The following is a 23,591-nucleotide window of genomic DNA, read 5'->3' as shown; positions in this document are numbered from 1 at the left end:
ATATATTCTCCTAGTGATACAGATAGAATTACTTTTCTTAGTGAAATAGAAAACATGAGAAAACAAGGAATTACCTTAGTTTATTGTATTGAGGAAAAAATAAGTCCGCTAATAGAGACATATGTAAAATCAGTTGGTGGATATTTAGTAGACAATAAATTAACTTATAGGAAAGAAATAAAGAAAAAAAATATACAACAAATTAATTACCCAAATGGGTATACAGTAGAACAATATAAAGAAGGCATTCCAACTGCAAAAATGAACAATCTAGCAATTGAAAGTGGTATACATTCTAGATTTAATAATGATCCTAAAATTAACTCTAATGTTTTTAAGAAACTATATAAAACTTGGATGTATAATTCCGTAAATAAAACTATCGCTAATGAAGTATTCATTGCTAAAGATAATAATAATATCGTAGGAATGATGACATTAAATAAAATAAAAAATGAAGGCCGTATTGGATTAATTGCTGTTGATTTTTTGAATAGAGGGCAAGGAATAGGAAGTTCCCTCATCCACCAGGGTGAATTATGGTGCATATCAGAAGGTCTTGAAAGTTTTCAAGTTATTACTCAGCAAAAAAATAAAGAAGCTTGTTACCTATACTCAAAAAACAAATTCATACTGAGGAAAAGTGAAACTGTATACCATATCTGGCTAAATAATTAGGGCTTTAATTTTAAGGAGGAAATAATGATTCCTTTTAATGTTCCTGCTGTAACTGGAAATGAAGAGAAATATATTCTTGAAGCCATTAAGAATGGAAAACTTTCTGGAGATGGAATTTTCACCTCAAAGTGTCATAAGTGGTTAGAAGATTACTTAGGATGTCCTAAGATTTTGTTGACAACTTCTTGTACTCACGCCTTGGAAATGGCAGCACTTTTGATAAACATTAAAGAGAATGATGAAGTCATTATGCCTTCTTATACATTTGTTTCCACAGCAAATGCTTTTGCATTAAGAGGTGCGAAAATTGTTTTTGTAGATATTCGAAAAGATACTATGAACATTAATGAAAAAATAATTGAGGAAGCAATCACCTCAAAAACGAAAGCAATTGTACCAGTTCACTATGCAGGTGTTTCATGTGATATGGATTCTATCTTAAAAATTGCCAAAAAATACAACTTATTTGTTATAGAAGACGCTGCTCAAGGAGTTATGAGTAAGTATAATAATAAAGCTCTCGGGTGTATTGGTCATATAGGTTGTTATAGTTTTCATGAGACAAAAAATTATACTTGTGGAGAAGGTGGAGCATTAGTTATTAATGATCCAGAACTAATTGCACGAGCAGAAATTATTCGAGAAAAAGGAACAGATCGATCTAGGTTTTTTCGAGGACAAGTAGATAAGTATACTTGGGTAGACATTGGTTCTTCATATTTACCCAGTGAACTCAATGCTGCATATTTATTTGCTCAATTAGAAAAATCTTTAGAAATTAATGCTGAGAGATTAAAGCATTGGGATATCTACTATAAAAACCTCCAACCTTTAGCCGAGAAGAGAGCTATTACCTTACCTTTCATTCCTAGTGAATGTACTCATAACGCTCATATGTTTTTTATCAAAGTGAAAGATTTAAAGGAACGAACCATGCTTATTAAATATTTAAAACAAAATAATATCATGAGTGTTTTCCACTATATCCCTTTACATTCATCAAAGGCAGGGAAACTAATGGGAAAATTTCATGGAACTGATAAATATACTACATCAGAAAGTGAAAAGCTTATTAGATTACCTATGTTTTTTAAATTAAAGGAAGAAGAAATACTTTATATTTGTCAATGTTTACATCAATTTTATAAATAGAGGTTTATTAAACCTTAACTAAATTTATAAGTTAATAAGCTATTTAATTAAATGTATTTCATTTAATTTTCCAATCAGTCTAACAGTAGAAGATTCTATATGTCATTTTGTCCTTTGTCTAACTTTATTGTTATATTTTTCTCAATGTATAGAAAAAAACCAATAAAGTTAAGGATTTTATAGACATCTATTTATTTCTTCTCTAAATAAAAGAATATTCTCTATTTATTCCTACATTGACTTTACTTTTAACAATGTAGATAAAGTAACTTAAAGGAGATTAAATAATGGAAAAAGAAAATAAATATTTAGTCACTTTTCTTCATTTACCTAAAACTGGAGGTACAACTCTCCGTAATATTCTAAGAACACAATATCTTCCAGAAGAGATATTAGACTTGCCTAGCACTAACGATTTCATAGACTGGAGGATCTTACAAAAAAATAAGAAAATAAAATGTATATGGGCCCATGTGCACCTAGGAATATATCTAGAAATACCATTTGAAAAAAAATTTTCACTATGTTAAGAGATCCTATAGATAGAATCATTTCTTTTTATTACTATTGGTTGAATTGTGGACTAACAAGCAAAAGTTTAGAAGAATTTGTTAATTCAAATGAACCACAACTTTTTAATCTTCAAACAACTTTCATTTCTGGTAAGCCCTTAGGAATAGAACCAGATTTAGAAGTTGCAAAAAAGAATTTAACTGAAAAGATTTCCACGTTTGGGATTATGGAAAATTTTAACGAATCTCTCTTTTTATTAAAAAAAGATTTTGGTTGGAGCAATTTAAATTATGAAATTGCTAATGTTACTCCTAACAGACCTAATAAAAAGCAGCTACCTTCAAAAATTATAGATGCTATAAAAGAAAAAAATGAATTAGATATTAAACTATATACGTATGCAAAGAAAACTTTTAAAGATAGACTTAATCTCTTGGATTCGCATACACAACAAGAATTAGGAGACTTTATAAAAAAATAGCTGAATGACCTAAGGGATATAATTTTTCCATTCGTTCAAACATGTAAAAATTCCAATTACATCACCTCATCTATCTTAGAATATTTTCAAAGGATAAGAGAATGCATATTGGATATTCTTAATTTCTCATGATATAAACACCTTTTAAATCTTAACCAATTTTTGAATTATGGAAAATCTTGAAGTTATTATAGTTTCATGGACACCATTTAATTAAGTACTTATAATTTTTTTGAGGGGATTTGTCCGAAATGGAACGTAGACGTGCAGGTGAAAGACTTTTCCCCTATTCGTTCAGAGAAAGAGGACCTGACACCAAAAGAGTTGTCCGAAACCCAGAAAAAACCCTTCACTTAAAACAGGAAGTAGAAATCCTAAAAAAGGCTGTGATCATATTCTTGAAAAAGTAATCAAAGCAGAGCTCAACGATTTTATCGAGGAACACAAAAATCAATACTCCGTCCCGAAAATGTGCAAAGTAGCAGCTACCATGACTTTCTTGAAAAAACAACGTCCAAGCGTGAACTGGAAAATAAGGCTTGCTATAGCGTCCGAAAATTCATAAAACCTCATTAAACAGAAGTTTAAAGCGTGTCCAGTGTTTAATGAGAGAAGTGGGCATCCGTTCGATTACCAGGAAAAAATACCGTCCGTCCCTCTCAAAAGAAAAGGTTGTGCAGCTGGATAATCTTTCAAAAAGAGACTTCTCTACCAGTACAGCACGACCAATGAAAAATGGGTGATGGATATTACGTATATTCCTACGGTAAGAGACTGGTACTATTGGGCCACTGTATTGGATCTCCATCTCAAAAAATCGTTACTTATTCTTTTTCTCCTTTCATGACATTACAATTGGTAATCGAAGCACTTCAAAACGCCTGTTTTTCTCAAAAATCCCAAAAGGGGTTAATTGTTCATACTGATTTTGCCTCACAATATACTCGCAGTGAATTTACTCAGCATGTCCCAAAACACGGAATTAGGCATTCTTTCAGCCAGAAAGACTGTCCTTATGACAATGCCTGTATAGAATCATTTCACGCCATTCTAAAGAAAGAAGAAGTTTATCGTACTCAGTATGCAAATTACCGTGCAGTGAAGCTTGCCGTGTTTCAGTTTATAGAGACCTGGTATAACTGAGACAGAATTCATAGTATCCTTTTTACTTTCACTGACACAAAAACCCAATCAATATAAAAATTAATTCATATACTATCATAGTACTTGTCCTTAAATAAAAGGAGATGAAATAATGTCTCATTGTAAGCTATTTACCAATATTAAATTAGGTCAAAATCTCTTTATAACATTAAAGAATGGTAGACAAATTTGCATTAAATTTTTAAATTTTGAGGAACTTAAAGGCTGTGTGAAGGGGATAACATCCGACGGAGTAATTGTTAGTTTTGACTGTAAATCAGTATTAAATTTTTGTACATCTTGTCCTCCTCTAACGTCTACAACCACTACTTCATCTACAACCACTACTTCATCTACAACCACTACTTCATCTACAACTACTGATGTTAGAAATTTAAATTTTATCAAGAAAACAAACTTTGGATATTTTAATTTTCAATAGATATTTCTTTTTATTGGAATATATTTCATGTTAATTAAATATAAGAAAGGGTTTTTTCATGTTTGTATATATAGCTAATACCAGGTCGAATAATATTTCAATTATTAATGCTAAGACAGATAATACAATAGCCACTGTACCAGTTGGGGAATTTCCCATAGCATTAGTCGCTAAGTCAAATCAAAATTTTGTGTATGTATCCAACTTCTTTAGTAATAGTGTTTCTGTCATTAATACAAATACAAATTCAGTAATTTCTACTATTGCAGTAGGGGCGAATCCTCGAAACCTAGTCATAACGCCAGATGAAGAACTAATTTATGTAGCTAATCAAGGCTCAAACAATGTTTCTGTTATTAACACTCTGACAAATACAGTAACTGCAGTAATTTCAGTTGGAGATGCTCCAAACTCTTTATCCGTCACACCAGATGGAGGAATGATTTACGTTACAAATTTATTCTCCAATACTGTCTCTGTTATTGATAGACATTCAAACTCGGTAATCTCTAATATTTCTGTTGGTCAAAATCCTTTTGATTTAGTGATAAGTCCTAATGGCCAACGTATTTATGTGACCAATCAATTCTCTAATACTGTCTCTCTCATTAATAGGCACACGAATACAGTAGAGGCAACTATTCCAGTAGGAAATGCTCCTCGATCCTTATCAATTACACCAGATGGAAATGAACTATATGTCACAAACTCCAACTCAAATGATATCTCAATTATCGATACTACTAGTAATACTGTTACTAACCTAATATTAGTGGAAAATTTTCCGTTAATTGTAAAAATTACACCTAATGGAGAATATGCTTATGTAACTAATACAGGTGATAATAACGTTTCAGTTATTAATGTATCTACTAAATGTATTATAGCTACTATTCCCGTTGGATTAAACCCTCAATCTATAGCCATCACACCTGATAATAAGAAAGTTTATATTCCTAATTCCTCTTCTAACACTGTCTCTGTTATTGATACGAAGTCTAACAATTTAAATAAAACCATTCAAGTTGGCTTAAGCCCTTTTGCAATTTATATTGCAAGAAATATATAATTTATCGAAAATGTTTCATTTTAGTTTATAGGGAATTCCTAATTATTAAATTAAAATAATAACGAAAGCAATAAGTAAATGCTAATAATTTTAGCTTTTGTAAGCTAAAATTATCAGCGTAGTTTCAATATTCTATGAGTCACGACATTTTATACTGATTGGGATCAAAAGATCCATTAACCATCCACAGTTTTATCTCATTATAGACTTGATTTGCATATCTTTTAATTGAACAAAAGACCTTTATAAAGCTGAATGCTTTTTGGTCTCTTGTTTGCTCTAGCGTCCATCTCGTATTCAATATTATTAAGTTAGATATGTTAATTTAAAAAAAGTTTTTTAGTAATAATTATTGTTTGATTAAGAAGGAATTATAACCCATAAGAATTAAAGCTAGCTCCACATTAAATTATTCGTTTGTAAATAGAAATAACACTTGCCATCATATCATTAAAATATCCACGTTTTTTGCAACGCATCTTACAGTTAGATTGTATATACATAGCAGTTAGACGCTTCTTCTACAATAAGATTAGCAAATCTATAGTTATCTAAAAGTATACATTTTATAAAAATACCTCTTTCTAAATACACCTTTCACTAAAAATTTCATACGATAACAAAGTGGAAAATTCCAAAAATATTAATTAAGAGCAGTTAAAGGCTATATTTAAACATAAACTAAGACAAAAATGGTTAAGCATAACAAAAATTCGAGGGCGTTATGAAACAATCTATCATAAGTTTTGAACGAACAATTCATAATATAATTGGATCAAACAAATAGGCAATAGGGATTTTTATTTGTACAGAAACATATGTTTAAATGTACTATCTAAAGTTTCTTTAGATTTTATTCGAATTAAAAACTGAATTTTCCGAAAGAAGGTGTGTTAATGAAAAGAGCTGTTGTAGTTTTTGTAGAGGATAATCCGCATTTATTACTTCAATTAGGTTGCTTATATACATCTATAAATTATATCCAATCAGAAGATACCGATTTAGTAGTGTTTGGAACAAAAGAAGCTTTAAATAAGATACCAAGTGACTGTATAAAAGTTCAAGTCGGAATAGCCGATAACCCTCCAGAATTTTTAAACTATCGTTTTATTAACTCAATTAGTTGTTTAGCAGGTGAAGAAGCTACATTTTTAGATGAATATGATTATATTTTAAGGACAGATGCAGATACTTTTTTAACCCCTGCTTGGAATTCTTATTATCCCACATCCTACACAGTAGGACGAGGTGGGTATGTTAATGATCAAAAAACCATTTCAAACCTTAAACAGTTAGCTTCCAAACATAATCTCCGCCACCAAGGTTTTCATAATTTAGGATCTACACACTATGGAAACCCTCAAACAGTTAGAGAAGTGTGTAAGATTGGAGTTTTTCTTTCTGAAAAACTTTTGACAGAAGAATTTAAAGAGGATGAAGGCAAATGGCCTAGTTGGTATAAAGGAGTTGCAACAATGTATGGTTGTGAAATTGCAGTTAACCATCTAGTAGATAATATAGAAGTTGATACACAAAACCTGGACTATGGAAGTGCATCTGAAGATTCCATTTATTCTCATTCACATATACATTGTTGGCACACAGATAACATGTTTTCCAAATTCCATTTTACAGCCGGTAATTATGATAAATTAAGTACAGAGAACTTAGATATTAATAAAATCAAAGACTATTGTCTATTTATAGCATTAAATTCCAAAAAGCTTTTTCCTCTTAAATAGCAATTAATAAAGCAACTAATCTAAATAGTGTTGTAAATTATTATTCGTTTCTTAACTCAATTAAAACATTAATAAATTTATACTATGTATTTTTGGGGTTAAGGGATAGAAAGGAGTTAATTAATTTGTCTTATTATAGTTTTGTGATTCCATGCTACAACAAATCCCAATTAACTGAACAAGCAATTACTACTTTAATAAAATCACTTAACAATACACACCTGGAAAAAGGTATCGAAATCATAGTGGTAAATGATGGATCTATAGACGATACAAAAAAAGAAGTCAATAAATTAAAAAAAATATATGATACAAATAAAATTAATATAATTCCCATTAATTTAGAAATAAATATGGGGTATCCAGTTGCTGTAAACATGGGCCTCGCAGAATGCAAGGGAAATATTATAAGTATATTAAATAATGATTTGATATTTCCTGATCATTGGTTTGATGGAATTGTAAATACATTAGAGAATGACGACTCTATAGGGATGGCTGTTCCTTACTTGTCCTATGCTTATGGCCCTCAAGGTCTTGGATTAAGTTTTAATTCACCTGAAGAAATGCAAGAGTATGCAGAAAAATTTATGAGAGAAAACAAAGATAAACTTATATACGCTCATAAAGTAATTGGAGCATGCATGTGTTTAAAAAAAGAGCTATTATCATTAATAGGTGGAAATGATTTTTGGTTTGGAATGGGTCTATATGATGATGATGATATATGTTTAAGGGCAGGGATTGCTGGCTATAAAATAGCAATTGCTGGTTCTTCTTTCGTCCAACATATTGGAACAGTTTCCTTGAACCAAGAACCTATAAAGTTAAATGCAGCTTTTGAATCTAATGTAAGTAAATTTTGTATAAAATGGAATAGAAATGGTTTTAGTCATGCTGATCGGAAAGGTATCATTGAAAACGTTGTATATAATAAAAATGAGCATTTTATTCCTTTTAAACTAGAACATTTCAAGCAAAACTACAACAAAGTTATCAAGCAGGATGATTATAAAAAGATACTATTCGTAGCAGATTGGACTAATAAAGACTCTCAATGGAAAACTAAATTATTAAATATTATAAATGATTCTATATTTACTGAAAAGAAGGGGCATTTACACTTCTGGATTCCAAAAACATATTTTCCAGAAAAAGAATTAGAAACTGCATTAAATACTGTACTAGGAGATAATTATCCATTTATAAAATATATCTTTGATGATATTTACCCTTCTAACATATTAGGTTTTTTAAAGGGTTACAATAATTTTATAGAAGTAGAGAATGATTATGTTAATCGCTACTTTTATTATCTTTTCAAAAATTCACAATGAGAATAACTTGCATGGTAGTAAATATACTGTAAAATAAAATATTTTTTATTGAGTTGTATAATTAAAAAACACAAACAGGAAGAGGACCAGTCTCATAAAATAATTAATAGTTACTGGTTCTTACAGAACTAAAGAGGTGATAATAATGTCTTTATGTAAAAAATTCAAAAAATTAGTACCTGGAGTACAAATTTTCGTAACGTTTAGAAGTGGAAAACAAATTTGTTTGAATTTTACTGATTTTTGTCCTATTACAGGACGTGTTACAGGTCTAACTGCTGAAGGAATTATAACATTTAATTGTGAATCCGTTCTAAGTATAAGTACAACATGCCCTCCTCCAACAACGACAACCACTACTTCTACAACAACGACAACCACTACTTCTACAACGACAACCACTACTTCTACAACAACGACAACCACTACTTCTACAACGACAACCACTACTTCTACAACGACAACCACTACTTCTACAACGACAACCACTACTTCTACAACGACAACCACGACAACCACTACTTCTACAACAACGACCACGACAACCACTACTGGAGCAATTATTTAGAAAGAACCTCTAGCATGAATAAATTTCTATCTATTCATGCTTTGAAAATATTCTCACTCCCCTAAAGAAAAGGACCACCTTAATTGGTGGCCTTTTTTATGATTTTAAAATCCTTGTTAGTTTTAAAACCTAAATGTCCCTAGGTAATATAACATATAAATTTACTATCGTAATTAGAAAAACTGCAACATAGGTTTTAATTGGTTATTCCATATCCATTGAGGACTATAACGTTGTCTTGCCAATATTTTTGCATGTATAACAGGATTTTCGCGCATTTTATTTATGATTATTTCTGCATGTTCTTGGAGATAGGCCTCTTCGGAAGGATTATACGTCTCTCGAGTATCATAACCGAAGTTTCTTGCGTCCCACCTCATGAAATAAGAATTCATGTTCTTTCCTAGCTCTTCCAAAGCAGGAACGGCCTGGTTCAACACAATAAAATTCCCCTTTGCTGCTGCCTCTAGCACTGTTAAACCGAACGATTCAGAGTAAGAGGGACATATAAAAAGATTAGATAGCGAAAATAGTTCTAAAACAGCTTTTCGAGGAAAACCTTTTTCAAAATCTTTAATATCTGAGGTAAAAAACATATCTCCCGAGTTTAAACCAAACGATCTGCCTTGGGTTCGGATAAATTCCTTATATTTTTTCGATGAAATGTCTGAGCTTGGAAAATCACAAAAAATTACCTGCACTGTTTTCTCGCATTGCTTTTTAATAGCACCACATAAAGCTGCAACTTTTTCGAACTTCTTTCCTGTTGTTAACCTTCCAGGATAAACTACAATTATTTCAGGGGTAACTAAATCTACTTCTTTCGATAATATTTTTATTTCATCACTTACATAGTTTAAAATATCTAGACTATTGTTAACTACCCTACAAAGACCTTCCGGCACATTATACTGTTTAGAAAGTGCTGAAATGCCTGACTGAGTAGGATAAACATATAATGTATTCGGCATCTGAGTATATCTTGAAGAAAATGGAAATTTAGGGTTAGGAGGTCGATTGGCTGGGGCAGAGTGCGTAAACGCAATAAACCTTAAATTTGGCAACTCTTGCTGGGCTTTTCTAACAGCAATATTATGAACTAAGTGCCACCCTTGATAATGGATATCGTGCATAATACAAACTTGTATATCAGATAATTTTTGAATCAAATCATCAGCAATAATATCCGCCTCTTCAAAAAAAGTATCATGCACCTTTCCGTTCGGTTGACTATAATCTCCCCAGTTAAATTGTTTACCATTAATTTGATTTACAACTTTCCTCCATTCAATCCTTTCATCAAGAAAAACTCCATACCGTTCATCTAAAGGACAATTTTCACTAATAAGCATTATGGGTTCTTGGTTATCATCTAGTAACATCCTAAGCTGTTCTGCTACCACATTTACCAGAGAATACGTACTATCTAAACCATTAAACATGGTGAGAATTGCAACTTTCATTTTATTAAATCCCCCTCTTTACATCTCAAGAAACCTATTTTTAAATTCATATGTTTCTTAAAGAAATTTATACCCTAGTATCTTGTATAATGATAGATAATAATAAAATAAGATGTGTATATATTTTACTTATATTCATAACCTGCGCCCTAAATAATATTCATCGACTCTTATTATAGTTAAAAAGCCCTTTACCAAATCTATTACTTAAATTTAGTATTCCAATCAAATCCTATTTCAGGATCATTCCAAGAAATTCTTTTTTCATCCGGATTAGTAGGATCATAAGATTTTGTAGTACAATAGATGACTGTCGCAGATTTTTCTCCAAGAACGCGATATCCATGAGCAACTCCTTTAGGAATTAATAATATAATGGGATTATCCTCTCCCATGTAATAAATCTCTGTTTGCCCCTTTGTAGAAGAATTTTCTCTAAGGTCATGCAGTACAACTTGAACGTTACCAGATGGAAAAAACCATATATCGTCCTGTTTTTGATGGTAGTGAAAAGCCTTGATAACACCAGGAAAAGAAGTTGACCATGAAATTTGCCCGAAATTAGATAATAAATCATCATCATCCCTTAGTACCTCAGCAAAGAAGCCTCGATCATCACAATGCTTAATAAGTTTTTTAGACTTTACTCCTTCAATCCTCATATTTATATATGCACTCCTTTTCTAAATATTCATACAACCCTTCCTTCCAGTTTCTAACATATATTCCTGTGCTATTAAGTTTCTTATTACTAAGAACAGAGTAGAGGGGCCTTGGAGTTTTTGAACCGTAATCTCGCGTAGAAATTGGAGTAATTACTGTATCCTTTTTTAAAAATTTAATGATTTCTCTTGCAAATTCATACCAACTACAACTTCCGGAATTTGTTACATGATAAATTCCGGAAGGCATTGTAATAAGTTCTTTTATTACATTTACTAAATCCTTTGTATAAGTTGGCGAACCAAATTGATCATCTACTACATCAATTTTATCTAATCTTTCACTTAAGGTTTTGATAGTGTTAACAAAATTATCCCCACCGTGTCCATATAACCAAGAAGTTCTAATAATTGTCACATCTCCGCCAAAAACTAATGCTAATTCTTCTCCTAATCTCTTGCTTTTCCCATAAATATTTTTAGGAACAGCCTGACTTTCTTCTTCGTACGGACTAAATTGATCTCCAGCAAATATATAATCTGTACTAATATGAAGAAATTTTATATTTTCTTCTTTTGACTCAGCTGCGAGGTAATAAGGACCAATCCCGTTAATAACATATGCTTTTTCTATCTCTTTTTCACAAAGATCAACCTTTGTAAAAGCGGCCGAATTAATAATCAGTTCAGGTTTTAATTTTTGAATGATTTCTCTTATTTGATTACGATTAGTTATATCTAACTGCTCTTTACTGTAAGTTAATACAACATGGCCTTCTTCTCTAAGGGTTTGGGATAAACATTTACCGAGTTGACCGTTAGCTCCTGTTATTAAAATTTTCATAAAGAAGACCCTTTAAATTTATTTATATGCCATGCAACAGTTTTTTCTAAGGATGTATTAAATGGGTCCATTTGCTTCCACCCTAACTCCTTTTGCAATTTACTTGAATTAATTGCATATCTCCGGTCATGTCCTTTCCTATCTTCAACATATTCTATTAAACTTTCGCTTTTGCCCATGACACTTAAAATATTCCTAACTACCTCTATATTGGTTTTTTCATTTCCCCCTCCAATATTATAAACCTCACCAGGTATTCCTCTTTCAAGTACTGAAGATATTGCTGTGCAATGATCTTCTACAAAAAGCCAATCTCTAATCTGCATGCCATCTCCATAAACAGGGATTTTTTTATTGTGGAGAGCACAATAAATAACAGTAGGGATAAATTTCTCTTTATTCTGAAACGGCCCAAAATTATTACTACATCTTGTAGTGATAAGAGGTAGACCAAAAGTTTCAAAGTAAGAACGAACCAATAGATCGGAACTAGCCTTTGTAGCTGAATAGGGATTATTAGGAGAAATAGGTGTTTTCTCTGTAAATGCTGATTCATTTTTATTTAAAGTACCATAAACTTCGTCTGTTGAAATATGAATCATTTTTTCAGCGTATCCATCTTGTAATAATTGTATCAAGCGATAAGTACCTACTATATTAGTTTGTATAAAATCCTCTGCGCTTTGAATACTTTTATCTACATGCGATTCAGCTGCAAAATGGATAATAGCTTTATAATTTTGATTCATTATTTTTTTTAGGTCCTCATTATTTATAATGTTTCCTTTAACAAATTTAATTCGTGAGTTAGGCTTCAATTGTAAAATTTCTGCAGGATTGCTTGCATAAGTAAGTGAGTCTATAATAGTTACATTGTATGGTGTATTTTTCAAGATATAATAAACAAAGTTTAAACCAATAAAACCTGCTCCTCCAGTAACCAGTATACTTTTATTCATTATTATCATTCCTTGTGTTGTTAAACTGTTCTTGTATTAGCTGATTTGCTTTAAATAAGGATGCATGCGTTCCAGCATCAATCCACCATCCCTGTAAAATTTCGTAAGACATTTCATTTTTAAGTATATATATATTATTCACATCAGTAATTTCAAGTTCTCCACGAGAAGAAGCAGTTAAGCTATCTATATAATTGAAAACTTTACTGTCATACATATAAATACCTGTTACGCAAAAATTTGATAAGGGTTGTTGAGGTTTTTCAACAATTGAAATAATTTTTCCCGTACTTTCATCTACCGTTGCAACTCCAAATCGTTTGGGATCATCTACTTCTTTGAGTAAAATCTTTGCACCTCCTGTTTGGTTTATAAAGTTTTTTACATATGGTACTAGAGAATCTTCAAAGATATTATCTCCAAGCATTAAAATAAATTTTTCATTCTTTATGAAATTTTTGGCATATAACAATCCATGTGATATTCCTCCAGCGTACGGTTGAACCTTATATTCAATATTCCCGCCTATATTTTCTCCATTTCCTAATATATTTTTAAAATCTTTTAAGTCCCCCCTGTTAGTAATAATGAGGATGTCTCTTATTCCACACTTAACCATCTTAGATATTGACCAATATATCATTGGATATTCCCCTACTGGAAGAAGATGTTTATTTACAATATTTGTAAAAGGTCTTAATCTAGTTCCAGTACCTCCAGCTAAAATAACTCCCTTCATTACCAATACCTCCTGTATTATAATCAAAAGAATTTAAATATAAAAAAATAAAAAGCTCCGTAATAACAAACGGAGCTTCTCCTTTCTCCCACTAAAGTGTTCCAAAACGAACAATAGCTTGTATATTTGCAATAGCTGTATTATTAGTTAAGGGATCAGTGAAAACAACTGAATCTAAACCAACTTCAGTTATAACAACATTGGTTAGATCAGGCCCATTACTTAATATTACAAGTGGGATAGGTTGGCCACTTTCTTGCGCGTTAACTAATTTCTGCCTAAAAGTGTGTCCTTCTTGAAGAATTGGTTTTCTTCTTGTAATGGATTCAAATAGTTCTTCAGTTCTAGCTAATGAATCCTTAATTAATTGGGCTCTTTCTAAAGAATTCGCCATAAAATTACCTCACTTTCTTAAAAGGTTATTACTATGTATTATATTGATTTACTCTTATTTATGATTGGATAATTGTCTATATTTCTAACTTTATCGTGACTAATAAATCTGCCTTTCTATGCAACAGCGGATTTATACAAAAGGTAACAATTTTTACTCGTTTTTCTATAACATTTGTCTATTCCAATAGGACATTCTTTGCATATTGTATTAGTAATTAAAATAAAAGGAGTGAAAATTATGACTCTTCAACTGCTTGATTCTCTTTTAGATGGTAATAAACATTGTAATAAACATTGTAATAAACATTGTAATAAACATATTAATACTTGTAGTGGAACCAGCTGTTTCGTGTTATCTCGATTAATTCCAGGAACTGTTGTAACCCTTGTAGGCGATTCTGGAACTTCCTATGGCCCTGCTACGTTTGTAAAATTTGAAGAATATGATTGTGCAGCAATTGTGAGAATTCCGGCTGCACCAGGTTCTCCAGTTACTGTTGTTGATTGTACAAAGGTTGAAAGTATTGTATTTAATTTCTAGTATATATTTATGAATATTACAAATATTTATTCAATTTATTGAGTAGTTACACAAAAGAAGCATAAAGAAAGTATTTTAATTTTTTTATGCTTCTTTTTATATTTTATATTGTAGTAGACGTTAAACTTTTCTCTTTAAAACGTAACTAATAATTATAATTTGCTTAAGCAAAAAACAATTACAATTTAAAAAGTTTATTAACACTCTGTTTGGATACTTATAAAAATAAAACAATTCTCCCAAAAAGCCTCTCCATTAAATGGAAAGGCTTCTGTTTATATTACCTTTACGAATAAATTTGGCTAAATGCATTTAAAGATCAAAATTTGGGTTTTTATCATTTTATCTAAATAGTATTATATTTCTTGGCCTTCCTCGATTTTACACTTAGAAGGTCATTCAAATATTAAAGAATGTCTAGCCTAGCTAATAAAGAAAGTAAGACTTGCAGTAAAACTTGAAGGTTTACTGCTAGATCTGTATCAGTAGTTTCAACTCTAATATTTGTAGAATTTTCAATAATTGTTTTCTGTGAATTTTTTTGTTTGATACTAGAGACTTGTTTTAATTCTTCAATAACACCATTTCCTTGTTCATTATCTCCAATTGAGATACGAACGACTACAGCAATAGCGATCTGTAAAGCGGCTTGAATAGTAGCTGCAACTTGAGTATCTGTAGTTTGTACTTTCACATTTTCTGAATCTTTAACAATAATTTTTTCAAAAGACTGTTGTTCAGTTTTAGCAATTTGATCTGCTTCTTGCCAAACATCTTTACCGGTAAAACGTTTATTTTCGCAATGATCTAATGCTCTCCATTTTCTTTCAGTCATATCTTTTCACCTCTTTTAGTTTTTTATTAAAGAACATCGATAAGCACAATAATAGCAACTAGTACTTGTAATAGTATCTGAACGTTAAGGGCAACATCTGTATCAGTTGTTGTAATTTCTACATCTTTAGAGTTTTCAATATAAATTTTTTGCTTATTTGTTTGCTCTATATCAGATAGTTGTAATAAGTCTTGAAGGATACCGTCGTTCTGTTCTGAATCAGCAATTGTAAGACGGAGAACTACTGCAATAGCTACTTGGATGGCTACTTGAATACCAATAGCTGCTTGAGTATCTGTCGTAGTGACCATAATGTCGCAAGAATCTTTAATCCAAATTAATTCATCAGATTCTTGATCAATTAAAGAAAGTTGATCCGCATCTTGAACTACTTCTGTATCAAAAACCCCAGGGCTTTCAAAACTCTCACGACTATTATAGTAATCGTACTCTGTAGACTCACTTTCATAGTGATCTACTTTACAGCCATCTTTACAATGCTTCTTTGAATCATCTTTTTTATGTCTGTTTTTACACTTTTTCTTTACATCGTAAGAATAATACTTTTTAGATGACATAACTAACACTCCTTTTTCATGGTATGTATTAATATATGAACATACCAATCAATAGGATTGGGCCAATAGACTAATGAGTTCCACCATTTTCAAAAACAACAAAAACGCCTATTTAATGGCGTTTGAAAGTGTTATAATTTATTTTTTATTATTATCCTTTGTTTGCTTAACAAATTCATCGACTCTTTTTGATAAATCTTCAACCATTTCTTTAAGCATTTGTTTTTTTTCTTCAGATAACCTTCCTTTAATTTGCTCTTTATCTATACCATGTTTAGAAAAAATATCATTTACCAATAAATCCATTAGCTTATTTGGTACAATTTCCGGATTTTTTTGTGAATCACTCATATATATCGCTCCTTTTTATAAGGGTTTATTTCATAACAACATATGCAACGCTGGCCTAAAAGGAAACATTTTCTTCACCTATTTTCAGGTGCTATTTGAGAATAAACGATATTTTTTAATAACATATACTTTATTTATATAAATAAAAAACATAGATCTATTTGATATTAGTCATAAAATAAATCCTTAGTTTTTAAAAATTTAAGATAATAAAATAAATTTAACATCATATATTTGTACATAAGGTAAGTACCTTATGTTTTCAACAATTTTCTTAACAGTATTTATGAAAAGAGTTGAGTAAAATGGGAAAAAAGGCGAAGGCTGTACATGTTGCGGTTGATTTTCCATCTTCACAAGGAAAATCATCTAATAACCAAATTTACATGACGAATGAGGATAATAATACGGTTTCTGTTGTTGATGGGGTCACAGATGAGTTAATTACGACTATAAGCGTAGGTCGTCAGCCGGTAAACGTAAATGGGAACTCATCTACTAATCGAATTTACGTGACTAATAAAGGGGATAATACAGTTTCTGTCATTGATGCTGTTACAAATACAGTTATTGGTATTATTCCAGTTGGAGGGCAACCATCGGGTGTAGGAATTAACCCCTATATGGATAGGGTTTATATAACTAACGCAGGCAGTGACACAGTTTCTGTCATCGATGGTTCAACAAATATTGTTGTTGCTACAATTCCTGTAGAAACTCATCCAATTAACCTAGATGTTCACCCTTATATCAATCGAATTTATGTCGCTAATAAGTTTAAAAATACAGTTTCCGTTATTGACGGATTAACGAATACAATAATGGCTACAGTCCCAGTAGGTGACCAACCTACTGACGTAGGGACTAACTTATCCAACAATAGAATTTACGTAGCGAATAAAAATAGTCATACCGTTTCCGTTATTGATGCTGGTACAAACGCTGTTATTGGGATAGTACCTGTCATGGAACAGCCATCTATGATTGATATTAACGGAAGTAATAATCAAATTCACGTCACGAATGAGGAAAATAGTATAGTATCGGTAATTGATGGGGCAACCAATATTGTTATTGCTACCCTCCCAGTCGGTGATCAGTCAACTTATACAATAACTGATACCTAATATAAGACATAACACTAATATTTATGTTCTATAAGAGGTGGCGTACCAATGCTTTCATTCTATAACATGTAGCAACAATAAGCATATGGACACACAATTATTGTTGCTACAATTAATGATGTTAACTACTGATTTAAAAAATTTACCTCTCATCAAATGTTCTCCATTTTTGATAAAGAGGTGGACAAATATCTTTAACATAGGCTAAAAATTCTTTTGCTAACTTTAATTCTTTCAATTCAGTTAGCAACTTAATCGGAATAGGTCGATTAGAACTAAACGCTCTTTTAAGATCAATTACTTTCAAATCTCCCTGTTCATTCATTAGGACATGCCGTAATTCTGTATCTTGTCTACTAAAGTTTAATTTTTTCAATTCATCAATGAGATTTATAAGTTGCATAACTAAAGACTTTGTTATATACCTATTTTTCTTTAGATGTTTTGCCAAGGAAATTCCGTCTACATACTCCATGACTATGTAATTTGATCCATAACCGTAGAGACGAGGAATAATAGAAGACGACTGCCCAACTTGTATGGCTTTTAACTCCTTTTTATATACTTCTTCCTTAAAAAATACTTTTACACATCGATCAGGAGTCAATTGATAAATAACTCCATCTTTCCCTTGCCCAACTACTGCATACCTTTTAAAATCCATAAATACTTTCTCTTTTTCTCTTATTGATACGTCCGAAGAATCCTCCAATACTTTTTCAATTAAAAAATGACTCTTTTTTATGGTATTAGATGAAATAAATTGAGAATTATTACTTGTTTCAAAATCAGGAAACAGACTCTTTTTTTGATTGTACCTTTTAAAGAAGGTTGTTTCCCATAATCTATAACCTTCGCTATCATCCCTACGATAATGAAAATAAGGTTTTCCCATGCTCTCCCCCCTTCCCCATTTATTATTCTATTCCTTTAAGATTAAGGTGCTTGTATAGTTATCTATTTACATATAATTTTCTGAAATTTTTTTGATAAAACCCAAGACAGGCACCCTCTCCTGTTACTAAGAGTTACATACTATAGTAAGAAAAAGAGGTGATATCAGTATGAAATATAAAGAAGATTGGGATTATGCAGAAGAAGCTCATAAAAACCCTTGCAAAAAGAAGGAAAAACATAATGAGCATAGTTCTTGCAAAGATACTTGTAAAAATCAAGAAAAACACGAAGAACACAGTCCTTGTAAAGATACTTGTAAGAAAATTAGAGTTATAAATTTATGGAAATCAAGTTCTAAGTATTGATGGTATAAATCTTAATGAATTAATAAGATCTGTTAACATCTAGTAACAGGTCTTATTTTTATAGAATAAATTCTCCTAATTCTAATTAATTTTTAACATTAACTATCCCTAAGACAAATGATTTAGAAGTAATCTTGAAAATTGGCATTATAGCATTAACGGAAGGGTTCTTCCCGTCCCTTCGTTCACTGCTTTACATAATAAGGTTATTAATTGTATAGGTCTTTTGTAAATAATCGGTATATAACTACTTAATTTTTAATTTTCCGCCAATGCCGGTTTCTAATATCTGAATAGCTCCATATATTGTTTATAGTACAAGTATAGTAGAAAAAGCTACGGGAGGAACAAATATGAGCAATTATATACTAGTAATTGGGGCTCATCCTGATGACGAGCTATTAGGAACCGCAGGAACATTAAAAAAACTTGTAGATGCAGGCTATAAAGTAATTTCAGTAATTACTGCTTTAGGGAGAAAGGAAGAAGCTCATCATATCCAGCAATTTGGACGGCTTGCTAACAAAGAAATTGGGATTGATGAGGTAATATTTCTTGAGCATGTCAATTTAGAGTTAGAAATGATTCCTCTTCATGAATTAACAAAAGAAATTGAGCAGCTCATTCAGAAATATAAGCCGGTTAAGATCTTTACACATCACTACGGTGATCTAAATAAAGATCACCAGGTCACTTTTCAAGCAGTACTAACTGCAGCTAGACCCCTTCCTAATACTCCCCCTATAGAGATAATTACCTTTGAAACGGTCTCGTCTAGTGAATGGAATACTTCCACACCTGATAAAATATTCAAACCAAATTATTTTGTAGATGTTACAGCACAGATGGATTATAAACTCAATGCTCTGAGACATTACGATATTGAAATGAGAGATTTCCCTCACCCTCGTTCTTATGAAGGCATTGAGTACTTAGGAAAACTACGAGGGATGAGTGTTGGCGTGCCTTATGCTGAAGCTTTCGAAATTATACGGAGGGTTTGGAAATGAACAATGAAATTACTTTTCCCTATCCTTATATAGTCGAAAGATTAGACCAACATTATGGACTTAAATCGCATTCTTCAAAAAAATTTGTTTCAACGGAACAACCCAAAAAAAGAAACCTTTCCAAAAAAGGTACAAAAAAGAAACTTTCTATTTTAATTGCTACATTTTGGAGCTTTCCTCATGTAGGAGGTCTTTCTAATTATATTATTAATCTAAGTACAGGTTTAAGGAGTCAAGGACATAAAGTAGACATTATTTCTCCTAATCAATTCTCAACTTCTGAAGTAAAAAAGCTTCGAGAAAGTGTTACTCCAAATCTAAGAGGTTTCTTCACAAAGCGCTATGGAATTTATAATGATCGAATTTTAAATCATAAAAGACTTATATATGTATACGAAAAAATGCTTGAAACCATAGATTTAGAAAAATATGATATTCTTCATGCTCAAGACTTATTTACAGCAAATATCCTAGGAAGATTTAATGAAATTTACCGAAAACCTTTATTTTATACACCTCACGGTATGTTCACATTTAACAGACTAAAATTTGACATAATCAAAGAAGGTTCTGTTGAAGAAGCATATTTTAAAGAACTTGAAAGTAAAGCGATAACATATGCAAGCCATATTATTGTTCTTAGTGATTCATTTCGTGAACCATTAATAAAATTAGGGGCAAAAAATCGAAATATAACTACAGTCATTACGGGAATTGATTATCCAATGAACCAAAGGCAAGAAAAAGCAACATCTTCACACAAGCTTACTATTACATGCGTAGCTAGACTTGGACCACGAAAAGGACATAACCATTTATTTGAAGCGCTGTCACGACTTAAAAAATATACTACAAATATTGAAGTGTTAATTGTTGGTGATGGACAAATGAGGAAAACCTTAGAAAAGCAGAAAAAAGATCTAGGCTTGTCAATGGTCAAATTCTTAGGATCTAGAGATGACGTACCCTTACTTTTAAGTAAAACCGACATCTTTGTACTTCCCACAATCAACGATAGCTTACCTCTCTCCATAATTGAAGCTATGCATAGTGGAACCGCCGTAATTTCCACAAATTGCGGAGGCATCCCTGAACTCATAACGAATAATAAAACAGGTATTATTGTAGAACCTGGAAATTCTGAACAATTGACTCATGCATTAAAATTTCTGATTACTAATAAAAAAGCTCGAAATAAAATGAGTACAAATGCTAAAATTTTCGCTAAAAAACACTTAACCATAGATAGTATGGTAGGAAAAATAAAACATTTGTACATCGATTTTTGGGAGATGAATTAAGGTATGAACCATGAACATTCTGCAGTTATCCTTGACCTGAGTGCTAACGGGGTTGGCATTATTAGAAGTTTAGCCAAAAAAGGGATAAAAGTGTACGCTTTTGACACGAAAAAACCATATAAAATAGGAAAATCACGCCTCGCTACTTGTGGTATATGTCCTAGTCCTTTAACGGAAGAAAAAAAGCTATTAGATTTCTTAATTGACCTGTCTAAGAAGATTGGTTCAAAGCCCGTCCTATATACAGGAGCAGATGACTATGTACAATTCATCTCGAAAAATCGAGATGAATTGCTAAAATATTTCTTATTTTTATTTCCCGATGATTCTTTAATTGAACAAGTACTGGATAAAAACAAAACTTATGAACTCGCCATCAAGCATAATATTCCATGTCCGAGAACATATGTAATAGATAATAAAGAAGAACTTGAAGATGCTATTTCAACTCTTGATTTTCCTTGTATTTTAAAACCTGTTCTTGGCCATGAATTTAGAAAAAAAATTAATAAAAAAGCAATTGTATTTGAAAATCCTGAGGAGTTAAGGAGTGAATATCCTTTTTATAGGGAATGCGGACAGTTAATTATTCAAGAATTAATTCCTGGAGATAACCAGTGTTTTTATAAAGTAGCCACTTTCTATGATGACAATATGAATTTACTTGGGTTATTTTCTCTACAAAAGAATCATCAATTTCCTGCGGAATTTGGAACAGGTGCTCATATTGTCAGTAAAAGAGTTCCTGAACTTATTGATGTATGTGTTCCATTTTTTGAAGAAATAAAGCTTAAAGGTATCGGGATGGCTGAATTCAAGAAAGATCCGAGAGATGGAACTTATAAATTCATTGAAATAAACCCTCGCTTTTGGCTCACTCATAGCCTCACAGGCCCTTCAGGCATTGATTTTGTCTACATGTATTATTTATATCTAACTAATCAAAATCCAGAACCTAGATTGAATCAAATAGACGGTATTAAATGGATTTATCTTGTAAGATATTATCTTACTTTTCTTCAAAAGAAAAGGAAATCAGAGATGACTTTTAAAGATTTTTACCAGGGGTTACAAGGTCAAAAAGAGTTTGCTTTATTTGCATGGAATGATCCAATGCCATTTTTCAGAAGCGCATGCTCTCATCTAATTAATGCCTGGAAACCCAAACGAAAGGAATGAATACTGTGTATGATTCTAAAACTCTACATCATCAGTTTAAAGATTTAAGATTAGCTGAAAAACTTTCTTATTCTATTGGTGAAAAAATCACAATTGTTCCTTCAGAAATCAAGTGTTTAAAATCAACAAAACGAAGTAGTATATATAAACTACTGATTCAAAAACAGAATGGTTATCACCCAATTATCTTTAAGGTTTACGATTCTAAAGCCTACAAAAACGAAGTGGAAATTAATATCTATAAAAAAGCTTATCCAATTTTAAAAGAGTTTTTGCCTGGTATTTACCTCATAGAAACGGTGAAAAATGAAACATGGGTATTCATGGAATTCGTGAACCAGATACGTGGACAATTAACCTTCTCTCCTTATCATTTTCAATATATTATTCCCAGCATAGCTAAACTTCATGGTCAGACTTTTGAAAGTAGATTCAAAAAGGATAAAACTATTTGGAAAGATTGGCTTCCTGTTTATACTTCTATGAAAAAGAATAGAATCAAATATATGAATCAAACAATTGACCTACTAGATGCTGCGATGAGAGACAATCGTATTAACCATATAATAAAACCTTATTACCCATCATTAATCAAGCTATATAATCAAGGACCCGATTTCTTTCCTGAACTAATTGAAAATGGATCATCTATTACTCATGGTGATCTTCATATGCAAAATATATGTAGCAAAAAGGTTACTCAAAATACACCGTGGAATATTCAATTGATTGATTGGGAGTCAGCCAAATACTCTCCAGTTTGGTTTGACATGGTTGTATTAGTAGAACTATTGCTTGGCTTCAGAAAGGATTGGCAGCCAAACGCAGAGAAAATACGCACTCAATGTGTACAGATATACGTGGATGAAATGAGGAAATACGGAATTACCTTTAAAACAAATCCAATGACTCTTTATAAAATGGCTTATCTCCAACGAACTTTAGAAAGAGGACTTCACACTCAACTAAGAAGGGTTGCTGATAACCGTGAAGGTGAGCTCTTAAGTTACCATCTTGAAAAAATTTCAACATGGGGTAAAGAGTTAGGAATATATAAATAAATTTATTTTCAAGCTATTTTTCTGCAACATGCGGGAGTTTAATGACCTATTCGTCTATAACTTCTTAATTTTATCCTTCATCTATTCCTAACTTTAAGCTCGTAAATTCTCTTTTGTTTACTAATTTCTACTCACTTCTTCCTCTATCATTTTTAACG

Annotated in this window: 26 protein-coding genes; 15 read left to right on the top strand and 11 right to left on the bottom strand. The window is 31.4% G+C overall.

Annotated elements, in window-relative coordinates:
• Nucleotides 1–54 precede the first annotated feature (54 nt).
• From ACFX4W_RS04970 to ACFX4W_RS04935, 8 genes are all read left to right on the top strand, one after another.
• Entirely contained in the window at nucleotides 55–678 is a 624-nt protein-coding gene (locus tag ACFX4W_RS04970; RefSeq protein ID WP_377559075.1) for a GNAT family N-acetyltransferase, read from the top strand.
• A gap of 24 nt (nucleotides 679–702) precedes the next feature.
• On the top strand, nucleotides 703–1,830 hold the full coding sequence (rffA, locus tag ACFX4W_RS04965; RefSeq protein ID WP_377559074.1) for a dTDP-4-amino-4,6-dideoxygalactose transaminase: 1,128 nt from the start codon (nucleotides 703–705) through the stop codon (nucleotides 1,828–1,830).
• 287 nt (nucleotides 1,831–2,117) lie between these two features.
• Nucleotides 2,118–2,360: a hypothetical protein gene (locus tag ACFX4W_RS04960; RefSeq protein ID WP_377559073.1), complete on the top strand. Its 243-nt coding sequence runs from the start codon at nucleotides 2,118–2,120 to the stop codon at nucleotides 2,358–2,360.
• Nucleotides 2,354–2,824: a hypothetical protein gene (locus ACFX4W_RS04955; protein WP_377559071.1), complete on the top strand. Its 471-nt coding sequence runs from the start codon at nucleotides 2,354–2,356 to the stop codon at nucleotides 2,822–2,824. The genes ACFX4W_RS04960 and ACFX4W_RS04955 overlap by 7 nt, the downstream gene beginning before the upstream one ends.
• A 735-nt stretch (nucleotides 2,825–3,559) precedes the next feature.
• Nucleotides 3,560–3,967: a DDE-type integrase/transposase/recombinase gene (locus tag ACFX4W_RS04950; protein ID WP_377559069.1), complete on the top strand. Its 408-nt coding sequence runs from the start codon at nucleotides 3,560–3,562 to the stop codon at nucleotides 3,965–3,967.
• Between the two features lie 500 nt (nucleotides 3,968–4,467).
• Nucleotides 4,468–5,478 (top strand): beta-propeller fold lactonase family protein, encoded by a 1,011-nt coding sequence (locus ACFX4W_RS04945; RefSeq protein ID WP_377559067.1) that lies wholly within the window; start codon nucleotides 4,468–4,470, stop codon nucleotides 5,476–5,478.
• An 896-nt stretch (nucleotides 5,479–6,374) separates the two neighbouring features.
• Nucleotides 6,375–7,220: a DUF7164 domain-containing protein gene (locus ACFX4W_RS04940; RefSeq protein WP_377559065.1), complete on the top strand. Its 846-nt coding sequence runs from the start codon at nucleotides 6,375–6,377 to the stop codon at nucleotides 7,218–7,220.
• Between the two features lie 125 nt (nucleotides 7,221–7,345).
• A complete protein-coding gene (locus ACFX4W_RS04935; protein ID WP_377559063.1) occupies nucleotides 7,346–8,557 on the top strand; it encodes a glycosyltransferase family 2 protein in 1,212 nt (403 codons plus the stop codon).
• Nucleotides 8,558–8,677: 120 nt separating this feature from the next.
• On the opposite strand, the gene ACFX4W_RS04930 is transcribed toward ACFX4W_RS04935, so the two are convergent.
• From ACFX4W_RS04930 to ACFX4W_RS04900, 7 genes are all read right to left on the bottom strand, one after another.
• Nucleotides 8,678–9,097, bottom strand: a complete 420-nt coding sequence (locus tag ACFX4W_RS04930; RefSeq protein ID WP_377559278.1) for a hypothetical protein — start codon at nucleotides 9,095–9,097, stop codon at nucleotides 8,678–8,680.
• A gap of 201 nt (nucleotides 9,098–9,298) precedes the next feature.
• On the bottom strand, nucleotides 9,299–10,588 hold the full coding sequence (locus ACFX4W_RS04925) for a glycosyltransferase (protein ID WP_377558845.1): 1,290 nt from the start codon (nucleotides 10,586–10,588) through the stop codon (nucleotides 9,299–9,301).
• A gap of 203 nt (nucleotides 10,589–10,791) precedes the next feature.
• Complete coding sequence (locus ACFX4W_RS04920) at nucleotides 10,792–11,250, bottom strand: dTDP-4-dehydrorhamnose 3,5-epimerase family protein (protein ID WP_377558846.1); 459 nt, start codon at nucleotides 11,248–11,250, stop codon at nucleotides 10,792–10,794.
• A complete protein-coding gene (rfbD, locus tag ACFX4W_RS04915; RefSeq protein ID WP_377558847.1) occupies nucleotides 11,240–12,094 on the bottom strand; it encodes a dTDP-4-dehydrorhamnose reductase in 855 nt (284 codons plus the stop codon). Before rfbD ends, ACFX4W_RS04920 begins: the two co-directional genes overlap by 11 nt.
• Nucleotides 12,091–13,053, bottom strand: coding sequence for a dTDP-glucose 4,6-dehydratase (gene rfbB / locus ACFX4W_RS04910; RefSeq protein ID WP_377558848.1), 963 nt, complete (start codon nucleotides 13,051–13,053; stop codon nucleotides 12,091–12,093). Before rfbB ends, rfbD begins: the two co-directional genes overlap by 4 nt.
• On the bottom strand, nucleotides 13,046–13,792 hold the full coding sequence (locus ACFX4W_RS04905; protein ID WP_377558849.1) for a sugar phosphate nucleotidyltransferase: 747 nt from the start codon (nucleotides 13,790–13,792) through the stop codon (nucleotides 13,046–13,048). The genes rfbB and ACFX4W_RS04905 overlap by 8 nt, the downstream gene beginning before the upstream one ends.
• 91 nt (nucleotides 13,793–13,883) lie before the next feature.
• The gene (locus ACFX4W_RS04900; RefSeq protein ID WP_377558850.1) at nucleotides 13,884–14,186 is read right to left on the bottom strand and encodes a hypothetical protein; all 303 of its coding nucleotides are present in this window, start codon (nucleotides 14,184–14,186) and stop codon (nucleotides 13,884–13,886) included.
• Between the two features lie 351 nt (nucleotides 14,187–14,537).
• On the opposite strand from ACFX4W_RS04900, the gene ACFX4W_RS04895 reads away from it, so the two are divergent.
• Entirely contained in the window at nucleotides 14,538–14,729 is a 192-nt protein-coding gene (locus ACFX4W_RS04895) for a hypothetical protein (RefSeq protein ID WP_377558851.1), read from the top strand.
• Nucleotides 14,730–15,135: 406 nt separating this feature from the next.
• Here the strand turns inward: ACFX4W_RS04895 and ACFX4W_RS04890 are convergent, their stop codons facing one another.
• The 3 genes from ACFX4W_RS04890 to ACFX4W_RS04880 form a co-directional block, all read right to left on the bottom strand.
• Nucleotides 15,136–15,564: a spore coat protein gene (locus ACFX4W_RS04890; RefSeq protein WP_377558852.1), complete on the bottom strand. Its 429-nt coding sequence runs from the start codon at nucleotides 15,562–15,564 to the stop codon at nucleotides 15,136–15,138.
• A 26-nt stretch (nucleotides 15,565–15,590) separates the two neighbouring features.
• The gene (locus ACFX4W_RS04885) at nucleotides 15,591–16,142 is read right to left on the bottom strand and encodes a spore coat protein (protein WP_377558853.1); all 552 of its coding nucleotides are present in this window, start codon (nucleotides 16,140–16,142) and stop codon (nucleotides 15,591–15,593) included.
• A 138-nt stretch (nucleotides 16,143–16,280) separates the two neighbouring features.
• The gene (locus ACFX4W_RS04880; RefSeq protein ID WP_377558854.1) at nucleotides 16,281–16,493 is read right to left on the bottom strand and encodes a spore coat protein; all 213 of its coding nucleotides are present in this window, start codon (nucleotides 16,491–16,493) and stop codon (nucleotides 16,281–16,283) included.
• A gap of 305 nt (nucleotides 16,494–16,798) precedes the next feature.
• Between ACFX4W_RS04880 and ACFX4W_RS04875 the strand changes: the two genes are divergently transcribed.
• Nucleotides 16,799–17,620 (top strand): YncE family protein, encoded by an 822-nt coding sequence (locus ACFX4W_RS04875; protein ID WP_377558855.1) that lies wholly within the window; start codon nucleotides 16,799–16,801, stop codon nucleotides 17,618–17,620.
• Nucleotides 17,621–17,762: 142 nt separating this feature from the next.
• Here the strand turns inward: ACFX4W_RS04875 and ACFX4W_RS04870 are convergent, their stop codons facing one another.
• Nucleotides 17,763–18,284 (bottom strand): kinase, encoded by a 522-nt coding sequence (locus ACFX4W_RS04870; RefSeq protein WP_377558860.1) that lies wholly within the window; start codon nucleotides 18,282–18,284, stop codon nucleotides 17,763–17,765.
• Nucleotides 18,285–18,684: 400 nt separating this feature from the next.
• Here ACFX4W_RS04870 and ACFX4W_RS04865 point away from each other — a divergent pair, with 400 nt between their 5' ends.
• The 5 genes from ACFX4W_RS04865 (at nucleotide 18,685) to ACFX4W_RS04845 (ending at nucleotide 23,433) form a co-directional block, all read left to right on the top strand.
• A complete protein-coding gene (locus tag ACFX4W_RS04865; protein WP_377558856.1) occupies nucleotides 18,685–18,882 on the top strand; it encodes a hypothetical protein in 198 nt (65 codons plus the stop codon).
• A gap of 353 nt (nucleotides 18,883–19,235) precedes the next feature.
• On the top strand, nucleotides 19,236–19,892 hold the full coding sequence (locus ACFX4W_RS04860; RefSeq protein ID WP_377558857.1) for a PIG-L deacetylase family protein: 657 nt from the start codon (nucleotides 19,236–19,238) through the stop codon (nucleotides 19,890–19,892).
• On the top strand, nucleotides 19,889–21,193 hold the full coding sequence (locus tag ACFX4W_RS04855) for a glycosyltransferase family 4 protein (RefSeq protein WP_377558858.1): 1,305 nt from the start codon (nucleotides 19,889–19,891) through the stop codon (nucleotides 21,191–21,193). Before ACFX4W_RS04860 ends, ACFX4W_RS04855 begins: the two co-directional genes overlap by 4 nt.
• A 3-nt stretch (nucleotides 21,194–21,196) precedes the next feature.
• Nucleotides 21,197–22,372: a carboxylate--amine ligase gene (locus ACFX4W_RS04850; RefSeq protein WP_280169456.1), complete on the top strand. Its 1,176-nt coding sequence runs from the start codon at nucleotides 21,197–21,199 to the stop codon at nucleotides 22,370–22,372.
• A 5-nt stretch (nucleotides 22,373–22,377) separates the two neighbouring features.
• A complete protein-coding gene (locus ACFX4W_RS04845; RefSeq protein ID WP_377558859.1) occupies nucleotides 22,378–23,433 on the top strand; it encodes a phosphotransferase in 1,056 nt (351 codons plus the stop codon).
• The last annotated feature ends 158 nt before the right edge of the window (nucleotides 23,434–23,591 follow it).

It is taken from the genome of Priestia sp. YIM B13489, from assembly GCF_042787645.1.
Lineage (GTDB): Bacteria > Bacillota > Bacilli > Bacillales > Bacillaceae_H > Priestia > Priestia megaterium.
Note: the sequence above shows the minus strand (reverse complement) of the source record. Positions and strands in the feature narration are given on the sequence as shown.